Source organism: Pantoea sp. X-Soil-TKNS-1207, assembly GCF_059730485.1.
Window position 1 is genome coordinate 351615 of record NZ_AP035958.1, and the last position, 13908, is coordinate 365522.

At 57.8% G+C, this 13908-nt stretch carries 12 protein-coding genes; 4 read left to right on the forward strand and 8 right to left on the reverse strand.

Features of this window, described 5'->3' with window-relative positions; all coding sequences use genetic code 11:
- Window positions 1-14: 14 nt before the first annotated feature.
- The 6 genes from AC6I8V_RS01530 to AC6I8V_RS01555 form a co-directional block, all read right to left on the reverse strand.
- Complete coding sequence (locus AC6I8V_RS01530; RefSeq protein WP_497844186.1) at window positions 15-1640, reverse strand: Na/Pi cotransporter family protein; 1626 nt, start codon at window positions 1638-1640, stop codon at window positions 15-17.
- A gap of 109 nt (window positions 1641-1749) precedes the next feature.
- Window positions 1750-2742, reverse strand: coding sequence for an ABC transporter ATP-binding protein (locus AC6I8V_RS01535; RefSeq protein WP_497844187.1), 993 nt, complete (start codon window positions 2740-2742; stop codon window positions 1750-1752).
- Window positions 2743-2744: 2 nt separating this feature from the next.
- On the reverse strand, window positions 2745-3530 hold the full coding sequence (locus tag AC6I8V_RS01540) for an ABC transporter permease (protein ID WP_497844188.1): 786 nt from the start codon (window positions 3528-3530) through the stop codon (window positions 2745-2747).
- 10 nt (window positions 3531-3540) lie between these two features.
- Window positions 3541-4386, reverse strand: a complete 846-nt coding sequence (locus AC6I8V_RS01545) for an ABC transporter permease (protein WP_497844189.1) — start codon at window positions 4384-4386, stop codon at window positions 3541-3543.
- Window positions 4383-5195 carry an alkaline phosphatase family protein gene (locus tag AC6I8V_RS01550; protein WP_497844190.1) on the reverse strand — a complete coding sequence of 271 codons (813 nt, stop codon included), beginning with the start codon at window positions 5193-5195 and terminating at the stop codon, window positions 4383-4385. Before AC6I8V_RS01550 ends, AC6I8V_RS01545 begins: the two co-directional genes overlap by 4 nt.
- A 10-nt stretch (window positions 5196-5205) precedes the next feature.
- On the reverse strand, window positions 5206-6267 hold the full coding sequence (locus AC6I8V_RS01555; RefSeq protein ID WP_497844191.1) for an ABC transporter substrate-binding protein: 1062 nt from the start codon (window positions 6265-6267) through the stop codon (window positions 5206-5208).
- Between the two features lie 225 nt (window positions 6268-6492).
- Between AC6I8V_RS01555 and AC6I8V_RS01560 the strand changes: the two genes are divergently transcribed.
- Together AC6I8V_RS01560 and psiE are read left to right on the forward strand one after the other, a co-directional pair.
- Window positions 6493-7191, forward strand: a complete 699-nt coding sequence (locus AC6I8V_RS01560; protein WP_497844192.1) for a UTRA domain-containing protein — start codon at window positions 6493-6495, stop codon at window positions 7189-7191.
- 70 nt (window positions 7192-7261) lie between these two features.
- The gene (psiE, locus tag AC6I8V_RS01565; RefSeq protein ID WP_497844193.1) at window positions 7262-7672 is read left to right on the forward strand and encodes a phosphate-starvation-inducible protein PsiE; all 411 of its coding nucleotides are present in this window, start codon (window positions 7262-7264) and stop codon (window positions 7670-7672) included.
- A gap of 42 nt (window positions 7673-7714) precedes the next feature.
- On the opposite strand, the gene AC6I8V_RS01570 is transcribed toward psiE, so the two are convergent.
- Complete coding sequence (locus tag AC6I8V_RS01570; RefSeq protein WP_497844194.1) at window positions 7715-9751, reverse strand: prolyl oligopeptidase family serine peptidase; 2037 nt, start codon at window positions 9749-9751, stop codon at window positions 7715-7717.
- A gap of 171 nt (window positions 9752-9922) precedes the next feature.
- Between AC6I8V_RS01570 and ubiC the strand changes: the two genes are divergently transcribed.
- Together ubiC and ubiA are read left to right on the forward strand one after the other, a co-directional pair.
- The gene (gene ubiC / locus AC6I8V_RS01575; protein WP_497844195.1) at window positions 9923-10441 is read left to right on the forward strand and encodes a chorismate lyase; all 519 of its coding nucleotides are present in this window, start codon (window positions 9923-9925) and stop codon (window positions 10439-10441) included.
- Window positions 10442-10464: 23 nt separating this feature from the next.
- Window positions 10465-11331: a 4-hydroxybenzoate octaprenyltransferase gene (ubiA, locus tag AC6I8V_RS01580; protein ID WP_497845740.1), complete on the forward strand. Its 867-nt coding sequence runs from the start codon at window positions 10465-10467 to the stop codon at window positions 11329-11331.
- A 79-nt stretch (window positions 11332-11410) separates the two neighbouring features.
- Here ubiA and plsB read toward each other — a convergent pair whose 3' ends face one another.
- Window positions 11411-13834 carry a glycerol-3-phosphate 1-O-acyltransferase PlsB gene (plsB, locus tag AC6I8V_RS01585; protein ID WP_497844196.1) on the reverse strand — a complete coding sequence of 808 codons (2424 nt, stop codon included), beginning with the start codon at window positions 13832-13834 and terminating at the stop codon, window positions 11411-11413.
- Between the last annotated feature and the right edge of the window lie 74 nt (window positions 13835-13908).

Sequence of the window (13908 nt, forward strand, 5' to 3'; positions counted from 1 at the left end):
ATGCCCGCACTTATTTATTCATCATCCCGCTCGTCATCCGGCTGCTCCAGCACCGTATACGCCACGGCGCAGAACAGCGAATTCAGACGCTTCATATCCCCCAGCAGCCCCAGATGCAGCGAACTGGTTTCGATGCTTTGCACGTTGTTGCGGTGCAGACGTTCCACATGCGCGTGGGAAAAGCGGCGGATCAGAATGCGGAAGCGATGCTTGGAACGGCGCAGACGTTTGGCGCTGATAACATCCTGCGACAGAAATACCGACAGACTGAGACGCATATTATTCAGCACCTGTTCCTGCAAGGTATTCAGCTCCTCCAGTCCTTCCGGCGAGAAGGCGCGCCGCGCGGTCAGCGCTTTGTCGGCCACGTCGGCGCTCATCCTTTCGATAATATCGCCCGCCTGCTCCAGGTTCAGCGCCATCTCAATGATCTCGGCCCAGCGGCGTGAATCCGCTTCCGCCAAATCCTCGCGCGGCATCCGCGCCAGATAGAGTTTAATGGCGGTGTAGAGCACATCGACATCGTCATCGAGCCTGCGCACGGCACGCTCCTCGCGCAGTTCCCCGTGCACCACCTTGTTGAAGCCCTCCAGCATCTGCTCAACCACATCGCCGATACGTAGCGTTTCACGCGCAGCATTGGCCAGCGCCAGCGCGGGAGTGTCGAGCGCGCTGCTGTCGAGGTGCTTTGGTTTCAGGCGCGCGTCAATTTCAGCATCATCGCTGATCATCCGGCGGCACAGACGCGCCATCGGATCGGCGAAGGGCACCATCACCAGACAGCGAATCAGGTTGTAGAAAACGTGGAAGAAGATCACCATCTCTTCGTCATTAACCGGCAGCTTTTCCAGCAGATCGGCGACCAGATTGACCAGCGGCAGGATGGCGATACAGCCGATCAGTTTGAACAGCAGACTGCCGAGCGCCACGCGTTTCCCCGCGGCGTTCGATCCGCTGGCGTTGATCATCGCCAGCAGGCCACTGCCGAGGTTGGCGCCAATCACCAGACACAGCGCCACCTTGAAGGAGATCACCCCGGTGGCGGTGAGGGTGGCGGTAATCAGCACCGCCGCGAGGCTGGAGTAGCTGATGATGGCAAACACCGCCCCAATTAAGGCATCCAGCATGATATCGCCGGTCAGGGTGGAGAACAGCACCTGCACGCCAGCGGCCTGAGTGATGGGACGGGCGGCGGCGACAATCAGCTCCAGCGCCAGCAGGATCAGACCGAGGCCGATACTGGCGCGCCCCAGCTGACCGACGCGCGTCTGCTTGCGGCTCAGGAAAAACACCACGCCAAAGAAGATAAACAGCGGCGACAGCCAGGAGAGATCGAAGGTCAGGATACGCGCCATGATGGCGGTACCGACGTCAGCCCCCAGCACCACCACTAAGGCGGGCGTCAGGCTGACAAGGTTTTGCGCCACAAACGAAGTGACCAGCAGCGTGGTGGCGTTACTGCTCTGCACCAGCGCGGTAACGCCAATCCCGGCGAGAAACGCCATCGGTTTTTTTTCAACGCTGCGGCTGAGTACACGGCGTAAATCGGCCCCGTACACGCGCATGATCCCGGTACGAACGATATGGGTGCCCCACACCAGCAGGGCCACGGCAGACAGAAGATTTAGCAGGGTTAACACGTAAACAGGCTCCTCAACCGTCAGGCTTTAATCGCACAGAATGCCAGCCTGACGGAGAGCGCAACCTGTGAAGATTTCGCCGCGCTGCGTTGCCAATTTTTCCTGTAATTTAAGCTACCTGGCGCAGCGTCGACATCTCTAACTGTAGCCCAATCTGCATCCCGGCGGGATGCAAATCTGCCACGCTTCGGTTGAGAACATCGACCGAAAGCTCAACATTGTGCGCCAGCACACGATAGCGGATCACGTTGCCCAGCAGGCTATGGCTGAGGATGGTGGCCGCAATGCCCGCTGCGGGCGCGCAGATCAGAATCGATTCCGGGCGAATTGCCACCTGGCCGCTGAAGGCCTGGCCGGTCAGCTGGGTGGCCTGCTCGGCGCTCAGCAGATTGTAGTTGCCGATAAAGCCTGCGGCAAACAGGTCGGCGGGCTGGGTATATAGCGCCTCGGCATTGCCGTTCTGCACAATTTTTCCACGATTCATCAATACGATACGGTCCGACAGCGTCAGCGCTTCTTCCTGATCGTGGGTGACGAAAATGGTGGTGAGCTTTAGCTCCTGCTGGATATTGCGGATCTGCTCGCGCAGATGGCGACGAATGCGCGCATCGAGCGCCGACAGCGGTTCATCCAGCAGCAGCAGGCGCGGACGCGTCACCAGCGAACGGGCCAGCGCCACGCGCTGACACTGCCCGCCGGACAGCTGATGCGGATAGCGACGGGCGAAATCGGTCAGCTCCACCAGCGCCAATGCTTCCATCACCCGTTTCTGGATCTCGCTGGCAGCCAGCTTCTGCATCTTCAGGCCAAAGGCGACATTCTTCTCCACCGTCATATTCGGGAACAGCGCGTAGCTCTGGAACACCATGCCGATGGTGCGCTTCTGCGGCGGCAGCGGCACGATATCCTGGCCCTGCAACAGAATCTGCCCGCTATCGACCGAGGTCAGTCCGGCGATGCAGCGCAGCAGCGTCGATTTACCGCAGCCGCTCGGGCCGAGCAGGGTGACGAACTCGCCTTCGTCGGCGCTGAAATCAATATTTTCGAAGATGGCGGTCGGGCCATAGCTTTTGTTCAGCTGTTTGACGTTCAGGTAACTCATGATCAGCCTCGTTCAGGATTGAGGGCGTTCGCCAGCCAGGTGACCAGCAGGACGACAACAAAATAGGAGATCACCAGCGCGCTGGTGAAATGGCCGCTGCCGTTACGCATGTTGTAGAGGTAAACCTGCAAGGTTTCATAGCGGGTGCCGACCAGCAGGTTAGCGAATACAAACTCACCTATCAGGAAAGAGAAGGAGAGCAGCACAGCAATAAACACCCCTTTGCGCAGATTTGGCAGCACCACAAACAGTGCCGCCTGCCAGGTGCTGGCGCCGAGCAGGTGCGCGGCATCAATCAACTCTTTCAGGTTGATGGCCTGCATATTGTTGGCGATGGCGCGATAGATAAACGGCAGCGCGATGGTGAAGTAACAGCCCACCAGAATCCACGGCGTGCCGGTCAGCATCAGCGGTGACGAGGAGTAAAGCTGCAACAATCCCACCGACGATACCACCGGCGGCACGGCAAACGGCATCAGGATCAGCACGTTCATCACCGCATCCAGCTTCGGGAAATAGTAAGCGATCACAAACATCGCAGGCAGGACCAGCACTAAGGAGAACAGCAGCGCGCCGAAGCAAATCAGCAGCGAGTGGCCCAGCGCGGTCAGGAAGCGGCTGTCGCTCCACAGTTCAAAGAACCATTTCAGGGTGTAGCCCTGCGGCAGAATGGTGTCGCTCCACTCGGAGGAGAGCGCATATAACAGGGTCGCCAGCAGCGGGGCTGCCAGAATGATCAGCAGCAGCCAGACAATCAGGCGATGGTAGAGTTTTTCTACGCGAGACATGGGCAGCTCCTCAGGACGGTTTGGCGTTGAGATAACTGCGGCGCACCAGATACTGCTGCACCACGGTAATCAGCGCCATCAGCAGCACCAGCAACATCGCCAGCGCGCCGCCGGTGTTCGGATCGAGCGAGATATCGCCCGACACCAGCGCGGCAATACGCACCGGCACCACGTTAAAGTTACCGGTGGTGAGTGCATAAATGGTGGCGTAAGCGCCGAGGGCATTCGCCAGCAGAATCACAAAGGTGCCGAGCAGCGCCGGGAACAGAATCGGCAGCCCGATATGCCACCAGTAGCGCCAGCGGCTGGCGCCCAGCAGCGCGGCGGATTCCTGCCAGTCCTGACGCAGCCCGTCAAAGGCGGGATAGAGCAGCAGAATGCCAAGCGGGATCTGGAACCAGGTGTAAACCAGCACCATGCCGTCGCGTGAAAACAGTTTGAAGGTATCGAGCAGGGCATAATGGCGCAGCAGCAGCGTCAGACAGCCATTCAGGCCAAGCAGAATGACAAACGCAAACGCCAGCGGCACGCCGGCGAAGTTGCTGGTCATATTGGTAAACGACATCATAAAACGCTGAAAACGTCCGCTGCCGAGCTGATGCAGCGAATAACCGGCCACCAGCGCGATCAGCAGACCATAAATGCTCGACCAGATAGAGATATCCAGCGACAGGCGAAACGCCTGCAAATAGAACGGCGAGGTCAGGATATCGGTGTAATTATCCACTCCCCAGGCTTCATTGATGTCGCTCCAGAAGCTGTTGATGGCGATCCACAGTAAGGGGGCGAACTGAAACGCCACCCAGAACAGGGCAAACGGCAGCAACAGTAGCAGCGCGAGGCCTTTACCCTTCATGGACGCGGCTCCGCCAGCAGACCGCGGCACACCGGTTTATCATGCTCAACGCCCAGCAGGGTGCAGACAATGCCGCACAGCTCGGTCTGCTGTGGTTCCAGCTCCGGCTGTTTTGAGAAGCCTTCACCAAACACAAACAGCGGCACCTGGGTCTCTTCCGGCAGAATTCCGCCGTGCGAGCGGTCATCGTTCATACCGTGGTCGGCGGTGACAATCACCTGATAACCCGCGGCCAGCCAGCCCGGCATCCAGTGCGACAGATAGCCATCGGCCATGCGCGCCCGGTTGCGGTACTGCGGCGATGACAGGCTGTGTTTGTGTCCGGCATCATCGATATTCATCGGATGAATTAGCAGAAAATCAGGATCGTGGCGTAAACGCAGGCTTTCCGCGTCTTCAAACAGGTGGGAATCCGGGTAGCCGTCGTCCCAGTAAAAGTGCCCGTACTGAATGGGCAGGTCAGGCGCGACCGTATGCCGGTCGCGCGCTGCGTTGAAGGGGGTCTGATTGTACAGCTCACTCACCCAGTGGTAGGCCGCGGCAGCGGTGGTTAAACCGGCGGCGCGCGCATAGTGGAAAATGCTGCGTTCTTTACTCAAACGGCTGACGCCGTTGTGAATAATGCCGCTGCGCACCGGCGGGATGCCGGTGAGAATGCATTCATACAGCGGGCGCGACAGCGACGGTAGCTCGCAGGTCAGGGTGTAATATTGGCCGTTGCCCTGTGCGCATTCGGCAAACAGATAACCCATCGCATGTTGCGCCACCTGATTGCTTAACCCATCCAGTACCACCAGGATTGTTTTCATCCCCTTCTCCTTACTGCTGCATATTGATGATCACGTTCTCCTGCCACAGACGCGGCAGCATTTTTGAGGTTTTGTCCCAGGCGGCCTGGTCTTTGATCGGACGGGCATGTTTGTACTCAGATTCCGGCAGCAGTTTGGCCTGCACGTCAGCTGGCAGCGTTAGATATTTGGCGCGAATCGGACGCGCATAGCCTTTCGCCAGGTTAGTCTGACCGGCATCAGAGAAGATGTATTCACGCGCCAGTTTGGCGGCGTTCGGGTGTTTGGCGTATTTGTTGATGATGGTGCTGTAGCCCGAGGTCACGGAGCCATCAGACGGGATCACCACTTCATAGCGGCTTTTGTCGATCTGGTCGCGATAGTTCAGACCGTTGAAGTCCCACACTACGGCAACCTGGATTTCGCCTTTTTCGATGTTGGCAATTACCGGATCGGTCACGCCCAGACGACCCTGTTTCGCCAGGTCGGCAAAGAAGCTCAGCGCCGGTTTCATGTTCTTCTCATCACCGCCCATGGCATAGTTGGCGGCCAGCACGCCGTTGGCAGCCTGAGCAGCCACGCCGACGTCACCGATAGTGACCACATACTTACCTTTCTTCAGATCGGCCCAGCTGTGCGGGATATCTTTCACCTGCTGTTTGTCGACCAGGAAGGCGATGGTGCCGGTATAGGCCAGCATCCAGTTACCTTCTTTATCTTTCGCCCAATCCGGAACCTGATCCCAGTGGGTGGGTTTGTACGGCTGTGCCAGACCTTTCGCCACGGCAACCGGGCCAAAAGCGGCGCCCACATCACCGATATCGGCGCTGGCGTTCTCTTTCTCCGCTGCAAACTTCGCCAGCTCCTGCGCCGAGGACATATCGGTATCGCTGTGCTTCAGGCCATATTTGCTGCTGATATCGTTCCAGGTATCTTTCCAGTTAGCCCAGCTATCTGGCATACCGACGCTGTTGATTTGACCTTCGCTGCGCGCGGCTTTTTCCAGCGCGGCGAGATCGTTGTCGGCAGCCTGCGCGGCGGGCAGCGCAAGCAAAACGGCACTGGCTACTACAGAGGCGATTAACGCTTTCATCTCAGTTGCTCCCGGTGTAAGTTGAGGGACATCTTGGTCTAGTCCAGCAAGAACCGAGCCAATGTAGCCTTTGCATATGAAGGTTTTATGACTGCGGCGGGAAAATGTGGAGTGACAAGCAGATCCACATGGGATGCAGCGACGCGGTAATGCCAGGCATAGCTTGTCACCTGACTGTCATCGAACTGTCATAGTGCAGCTTCGCCCCAAAATGAGGCTTTAAAGATGTTGTCGAAAACGGCGGACGTAATCGCAGCCGCGCTGCACAGTCGTATTGATGCAGGGGAGTTCGCCAGCGGGCGCTTACCGGCTGAACGTAGCCTGAGCGAACAATATTCCACCACGCGCATTACCCTGCGTGAAGCGCTGGGATTACTGGAGGCGCAGGGGGTTATCTACCGTGAACTGCGGCGCGGCTGGTTTGTGGCACCGCCACGGCTGGTGTATAACCCGCTGCATCACAGCCATTTCCACGCCATGGCGGCGCAGCAGGGCCGCGTTGCCAGCACCGAGGTGATTGAAGCGCGCAAGGTGCCGGTGCAGCAGTCGGTGGCGCAGCAGCTCCAGCTGGCCGAAGGGGATGATGTCTATTTGATTCGCCGTTTGCGCCGCATTGATGGTCGCGCGGTGTTATATGTGGAGCACTACCTGAATCCCCATTATTTTCCCGGCCTGCTCGAAGAGGATCTCACCCGTTCTCTGACCGATCTCTACGACCAGCGCTACGGCATTCGTTACGGCGGCGCACGTTTTACCATTCTGCCCGCCCCCTTACCGGCGGTGGCGGCACCGGCGCTCAACGTTGCCAGCGGAACGCCAGGGCTGCTGATCACCCGTACCAATCGGGATCAACACAAACGGGTCATCGACTGCGACTGTGAATACTGGCGCTACGACGCGCTGTGCGTGGATGTTGATGTTTGAGCATATTGTGATTTCGATCACACTATCGCATGATAGCGCCAGAGATAACTCGTTTTAACAGGCGCAAAAAATGACAACAAAATCAGCGGCCGGGCAACTGATTGCCAGGGTTCTGCAATGGGTACTGAATATTGGATTGGTGACCCTGGCGATCATTCTGGTGGTGTTTCTGGGTAAAGAAACTATCCATCTGGCCAATGTGCTGTTCAGCACCGGCGAACAGGCATCGTCATATCTGCTGATCGAAGGGATTGTGATCTACTTTCTCTATTTCGAATTTATCGCGCTGATCGTGAAGTATTTCCAGTCGGGCTATCACTTTCCGCTGCGCTATTTCGTCTACATCGGCATTACCGCGATTATCCGCCTGATTATCGTCGATCATAAAAACCCGTTCGATACGCTGTGCTACTCGGCGGCGATCCTGATTCTGGTGGTGACGCTGTGGCTGGCGAACAGCAACCGGCTGAAGCGTGAATAAAACCAATGCGTAGCGGCGCAAGTTATCGCGCCGCTACAAACTTCATTTAGCCCGCAACGTCTGCCACAAAAACTCCTCTACCATCGCGGCATAAAACGCGGTCTGACGATGCTCCGGCGCGCTGCCATGACCGGCTTCGGTCTCTTCATACAACCAGACGTTTTCATGCCCCTGCTGCTGCATCCGCGCCATCATTTTGCGCGCGTGCGCCGGGCTGACGCGATCGTCCTGGGTGCCGGTGGTGAACAGGGTCGGCGGGTAGGTTTTGTCTGCCTGTACCTTGTCGAGCGGCGAATAGTTTTTAAGCCACTGCCACTCTTCGGCATCCTCGGGATCGCCATATTCAGCCATCCAGGACGCGCCAGCCAGCCAGCGATGATAGTTCGCCATATCCAGCAGCGGCACTTCACACACCAGCGCGCCGAAGTGGTCGGGATAGTCAGTCAGCATATTGCCAATCAATAATCCCCCGTTGCTGCCGCCGCGGGCCGCCAGACGAGCCGGGCAGGTGACGTTACGCGTGACGAGGTCAGCCGCCACGGCGGCAAAATCTTCATAGGCACGATGGCGATGCTCTTTTAACGCCGCCTGATGCCACGCCGGACCATACTCGCCGCCGCCGCGAATGTTAGCCAGCACGTAGACCCCGCCTTTTTGCAGCCAGGTGACGCCTTTCGCGCCGAGATAGGAGGGCGTCAGCGATACTTCAAATCCGCCGTAACCATACAGCAGGGTTGGGTGATCGCCGCTCAGCGTCAGCCCTTTGGCGGAGACCTGGAAGTAGGGGATGCGCGTGCCGTCCTTTGACAGCGCAAAATGCTGCGTCACCTCGAACCCACTGGCGTCGAAGCAGGAAGGGGCTTGTTTGGCGTCAACCCGCGTGTGCCGATCAAAGTCGCCATAGCTCAGACGTGAGGATTGCAGGAAGCCGTGGCTGACGACGCCATATCGGTTGGTCTCGTCATCCAGGCCGAAGACGGAAATGTTGGTGGCGTTGGGCAATGCCATCTCTTCCACCCGCTGCCACTCTCCCTCTGCCACTTTCAGGATTGCTACGGTCTCAACCACATCGTGAATCTGATTGAGGATCAGATAATCGCGCGTCGAGTCATAGCCCTGCAACGTGGTGTGCTTATCCGGCGTGAACAGGGTGGTGAAGTTGCGCTGGCCCTGCTGAAAATCGTCAAAATTGATGGCCAGCAACGCGCCGGAGGGATGGCGCTGATCCGCCACCTGCCACGGGCTGTTCAGGGTGACGAGCAGCCATTGCTGGAAAAAGCCCGGCGAGGCATCGTCCGGGATGGCAATCGCGGCGAGCTGGCCCTGTTCCGTCAACACCCAGGTGTGGCTGTGATAAAAATCCAGCGTGCGCTGCACCAGCTCCTTCTCAAAGCCGGGCGTAGTGTCGCGCCACGCTGAAACCGAAAGATCGCTGGCTTCACCGGCATAGATCAGGGTTGCGTCTTCGGGGGCGGTACCGCGCTGCCAGCGGCTGACGCAGCGGGGATAGCCGGAGGTGGTGAGCGTGTCACCGCCCGCATCGTGCGCCAGCAGCAGGGTATTTTCATCGGCCCAGCTGACCCGGCTTTTGCTTTCGGGCAGGAAAAAACCGTCGCGGATAAATGTTTTGCTGACCAGATCAAATTCGCGAATTTCGCAGGCATCGCCGCCGGTCGACAGGTACACGAGGGCGCGGGTATAGGAGGGATACAGCAGGCGCGCGCCGTGGTAGCTCCAGTTGGCGTCCTCCTCCTGATTCAGCTGATCCATATCCAGCACGGTTTCCCAGACAGGATGCGCCGTCAGGTATGAGGTTTCCGAGGTGCGCCGCCAGATGCCGCGCGGATGGTGTTCGTCCTGCCAGAAGTTATAAAGGGTATCGCGATAATGCGTCACCCACGGAATATTCGACTGGTCATTTAACGCCTGTAAAATCGTCTGCTGCGCCTGCTGAAAACGTGTTCCCTGGGCAAATTTTGCGGTGGTGCGGCTATTTTGTTGGGCGACCCACGCCAGCGCGCGATCACCCTGGGGCTGTTCCAGTTCGCTTAACAGGTCCTGATTGGGTGGTTGTGTCATGACGCATCCTTCTTTCATCCTCATCGTTCAGCCATAGTGGCGTGATCGGCAAAGCGAAGGAAAGCAGTTTTGCGCGGATTTCAGCGACAAATCATTTTCCGCATCGCGCGATGATTCGCGCAACGGCGAGGGTACGGTACACTGGGGCACTTTTTATTTGTGGAGGTTTTTATGTCTCAGGATGCGCTGGCGCAATTGCGCGCGCTACGCTGGCTGCCTGCCTCTTCCTCGCTGCTTTCCGCCCCCCTGCTGGACTGGCTGATGGAGGAAGACTCGATGACGCGGCGCTTTGAGCAGCATTGTCAGCAGGTCACCGTCCAGCCGCTACGCGAGGGTTTTATCGATGCCTGTGAGCTGACGGATGAAGGCGAATTGCTGCCCGCTGATGAGCGCTTCTGGCTACGGGAAATTGTTTTGTGCGGTGATGATGTGCCCTGGCTGGTGGGACGCACGCTGGTGCCGGAAAGCACCCTGAATGGCCCGGAGCTGATGCTCCAGCAGCTGGGCACCCGACCGCTCGGACGTTATCTGTTTGCCTCTTCGACCCTGAGCCGCGATTTTATCGACCCCGGTCAGGTGGATGATTTATGGGGGCGTCGCTCCCGCTTACGGCTCTCCGGCAAACCGCTGCTGTTAACGGAACTGTTTTTACCTGCATCACCGCTGTATCGTTCGCTGGATCAAGGATAAGGATTGTGCAAAAGACCCTACCAATGAATAAATTGCAGGCTTACAGCCGCCTGATGCGCATTGATAAGCCGATTGGCACGCTGCTGCTGCTGTGGCCCACCTTATGGGCGCTGTGGCTGTCTGGCATGACCATTCCGCCGCTGTCGGTGCTGCTGGTGTTTGTGCTGGGGGTGATTGTGATGCGCGCCGCAGGTTGCGTGATCAATGACTATGCCGACCGCAAAGTCGATGGGCATGTAAAACGCACGGCAGCCCGTCCGCTGGCCAGCGGGCTGGTGACGGAGAAAGAGGCGAAGCTGCTGTTTGTCGGTCTGGCTCTGCTGGCTTTCCTGCTGGTGCTGACCATGAATCGTATGACGATTATGCTGTCGGTGGTCGGTCTGGCGCTGGCCTGGGTTTATCCGTTTATGAAGCGCTACACCCATCTGCCGCAGGTGGTGCTGGGGGCCGCATTTGGCTGGGCGATTCCGATGGGTTGGGCGGCAGTTAGTGAGTCCTTACCTCTGGTTTGCTGGCTGGTGTTCTTCGCGAACCTGTGCTGGACCGTGGCCTACGATACCCAGTATGCAATGGTGGATCGTGATGATGATTTGCGGATTGGCGTGAAGTCGACGGCGATTCTGTTTGGTCGTTATGACAAGCTGATTATCGGTTTGCTGCAACTGGCCACGCTGGGGCTGATGGCGCTGGTGGGGATGATGCTGAATCTGAATGGCGCGTTTTACTGGTCGTTGCTGCTGGCGGCGGGACTGTTTGTACATCAGCAGAAACTGATTGCGCAGCGCGAGCGCGATGCCTGCTTCCGCGCGTTCCTCAACAACAACTACGTTGGGCTGGTGCTGTTTCTCGGCATCCTGCTGAATACGCTGCCGTTTATTGGGCTGATGTAGTCCACAGGCATACAGGCCGAACAGGAAACAAAAAAGCCGCCACCGGTTAACCGATGACGGCTTTTTTTATGGGGGCGCGTTAATCGTGTGCGACGGCGCTCTCAATGGTCAGACGCACATCGCTGGTGACCAGCTCCGCCAGCATCTGCCACATGATTTGCGTGCGTTCCACATCCGCATCGTCTCTGTCGCTGATGTAGCCTTCATCACGCAGCGTCAGCACCAGCGAAGTGAACACCGCCTTATCGAAGAACTCCGGGGCGTTGATGCCGTGCAACACCGACAGACGCTGCGCCAGCGTGCGGCTCTCTTTCTCCAGCGTGCCACGGTTGATGGTTGGCTTGGCACTGAGGATGGAGAAGGTAATGGCAAAACGCTGGAGCGTTTCACGGATACCTGCCGCCAGCAGTTGCAGCGTACGATAGCGGGCCGGACTCATCTTCAACTGACCATCCTGCATGGTAACCAGACCCTGACGCGCCATCTCGGCACACAACGCCTGCAACACCGCCGGTAGCTGATCGGTGCTCCAGCGCAGGAACAATTCGCTTTTCAGCATCGGGTAAACCAGGCTCACCTGGCGCAGCAACTCAGCCTCACTGATTTCACGGTGCTGCTGCACGATGGCGGCAATCAGCGACGGCATTACCAGCATATGCTGAATGTTGTTGCGGTAGTACGTCATCAGCACCGCCTGCTCGCGCGGCAGGATGATGATGTCGCCGATATTGTCCTGCTCGGTCTCAAACTTGTTCATGCCCATGGCGTGATCAAGCAGCGCCTCGGCGCTCATATTCGGCACTGTCGCTTCAGGAGAATAGGGCACATTACGCAGCAGCTGGGTGTAGCACTCCAATTGCTCAATCAGTTGTTCGCGGGTAAGCGAACGCTGACGGGAGGCCAGCAGGGCGGTCACGCACAGGTTCATGGCGTTCGCGGCACCGGCTTCGTTAATGCGTACCATCAGACGGCTGGCGATATCATTTACCGTCGGCGTCATCCACGCCGGACGCAGCGGTTCGATCGGATCGATCGCGTCACGCCATTCCGGTACGTGTTTGTTCAGGTAGTTCACCAGCGACAGCGGTTCGCCGAAGTTCACGTAACCCTGGCCCAGATTGCGCAGCTTACGCAGCCCCTGCACCATCTGCATGAAACTCTCTTTCTCTTTCGCCGCACCGCGCAGTTCTTTGGCGTAGGTACCCACTTCCATCACATGTTCGTAGCCAATGTAAATCGGTACGAAGGTGATTGGACGGGTACCGCCGCGTAGCATGGCCTGCAACGTCATCGACAGGGTGCCGGTTTTCGGGTCCAGCAAACGGCCGGTACGGGAACGTCCCCCTTCCACGAAGTACTCAACCGAGTAGCCACGCGTAAACAGCTCGCCCAGATATTCACGGAAAACCGTGGAGTAGAGCTTGTTGCCTTTGAAGGTACGGCGAATAAAGAAGGCACCCAGACGACGGAAAATCGGACCGGCAGGCCAGAAGTTCAGGTTGATACCAGCAGCAATGTGCGGCGGCACCAGTCCCTGATGGTAGAGCACGTAGGAGAGCAGCAGATAATCCATATGGCTGCGATGGCAGGGCACGTAGACAATCTCGTGACCATCCTGAGCCAGCTGGCGCACGCGTTCACCGCCATTGACGTTGATGCCCTGATAGAGGCGGCTCCACATCCAGCCCATGACGCGGTCGGTGACGCGGATGGCTTCATAGGAGAAGTCGGCCGCAATCTCTTCCATCATTTCAACGGCGTTCTGCTGTGCTTTCTCGTGCGAAATCTTTTTGCTGCGGGCTTCATCTTCCACAACTTTTTCAATCGCTTTGGATTGCAGCAGCTTGTTGAACAGATCCTGACGGGCTGGCAAACGTGGGCCGACCGCCGCCAGACGCTGACGCGCAAAGTGAATGCGTGCAACGCGTGCCAGTTTCTGAGCAATTGACTTATCGGTACCGTGCTCGGTGGCCATCTCGCGCAGCGAAACCGTTGGCGAGAAACGCACAAAGCTGTCGCGACCATGCCAGAGAATGGCGAAGAACTTCTGCACGCCATTGAGAATCCGCAGGTGAGGCGTTGATTCTCCCTGGATTTCTCGCCCTGGCGCACGGCCAAACATAATCGAGACCGGCAGCATCTGGACATCCAGCTCTGGATTGCTGCGATGCAGATCGAGGTAATCGTGAAAGAGCTTCACCGACTCCAGATTGGGCACGAAGTATGGGAAAACGCGCGGGCCATCATGGATAAACACATGGCGTGGCAGCAATGCCCCGTCAACTTCCAGCGGCGCGAGCGGATCGGGCAGATGCAGCTTCAGGCACTGCGTGCGCAGCGTGAGCAGATCGGCCTTGGAATCGTAAGGCAGCACATACATAATCGGCCGCGTCGAATCCAGCCCATGTTCGGACACCGGATCGGCGGGAATGACCTTACTCTTTACCAAAATGGAGAGTGGTAAATTCAATAATTTATAATAAAGTTTACGCCAACCTGACATAGACAACTTAAAGCCTCTTGTTAGCAAAGCGCGGCAAGCATACCAGAAAGTGCCGCGAAGATCTGTGGCTGTGC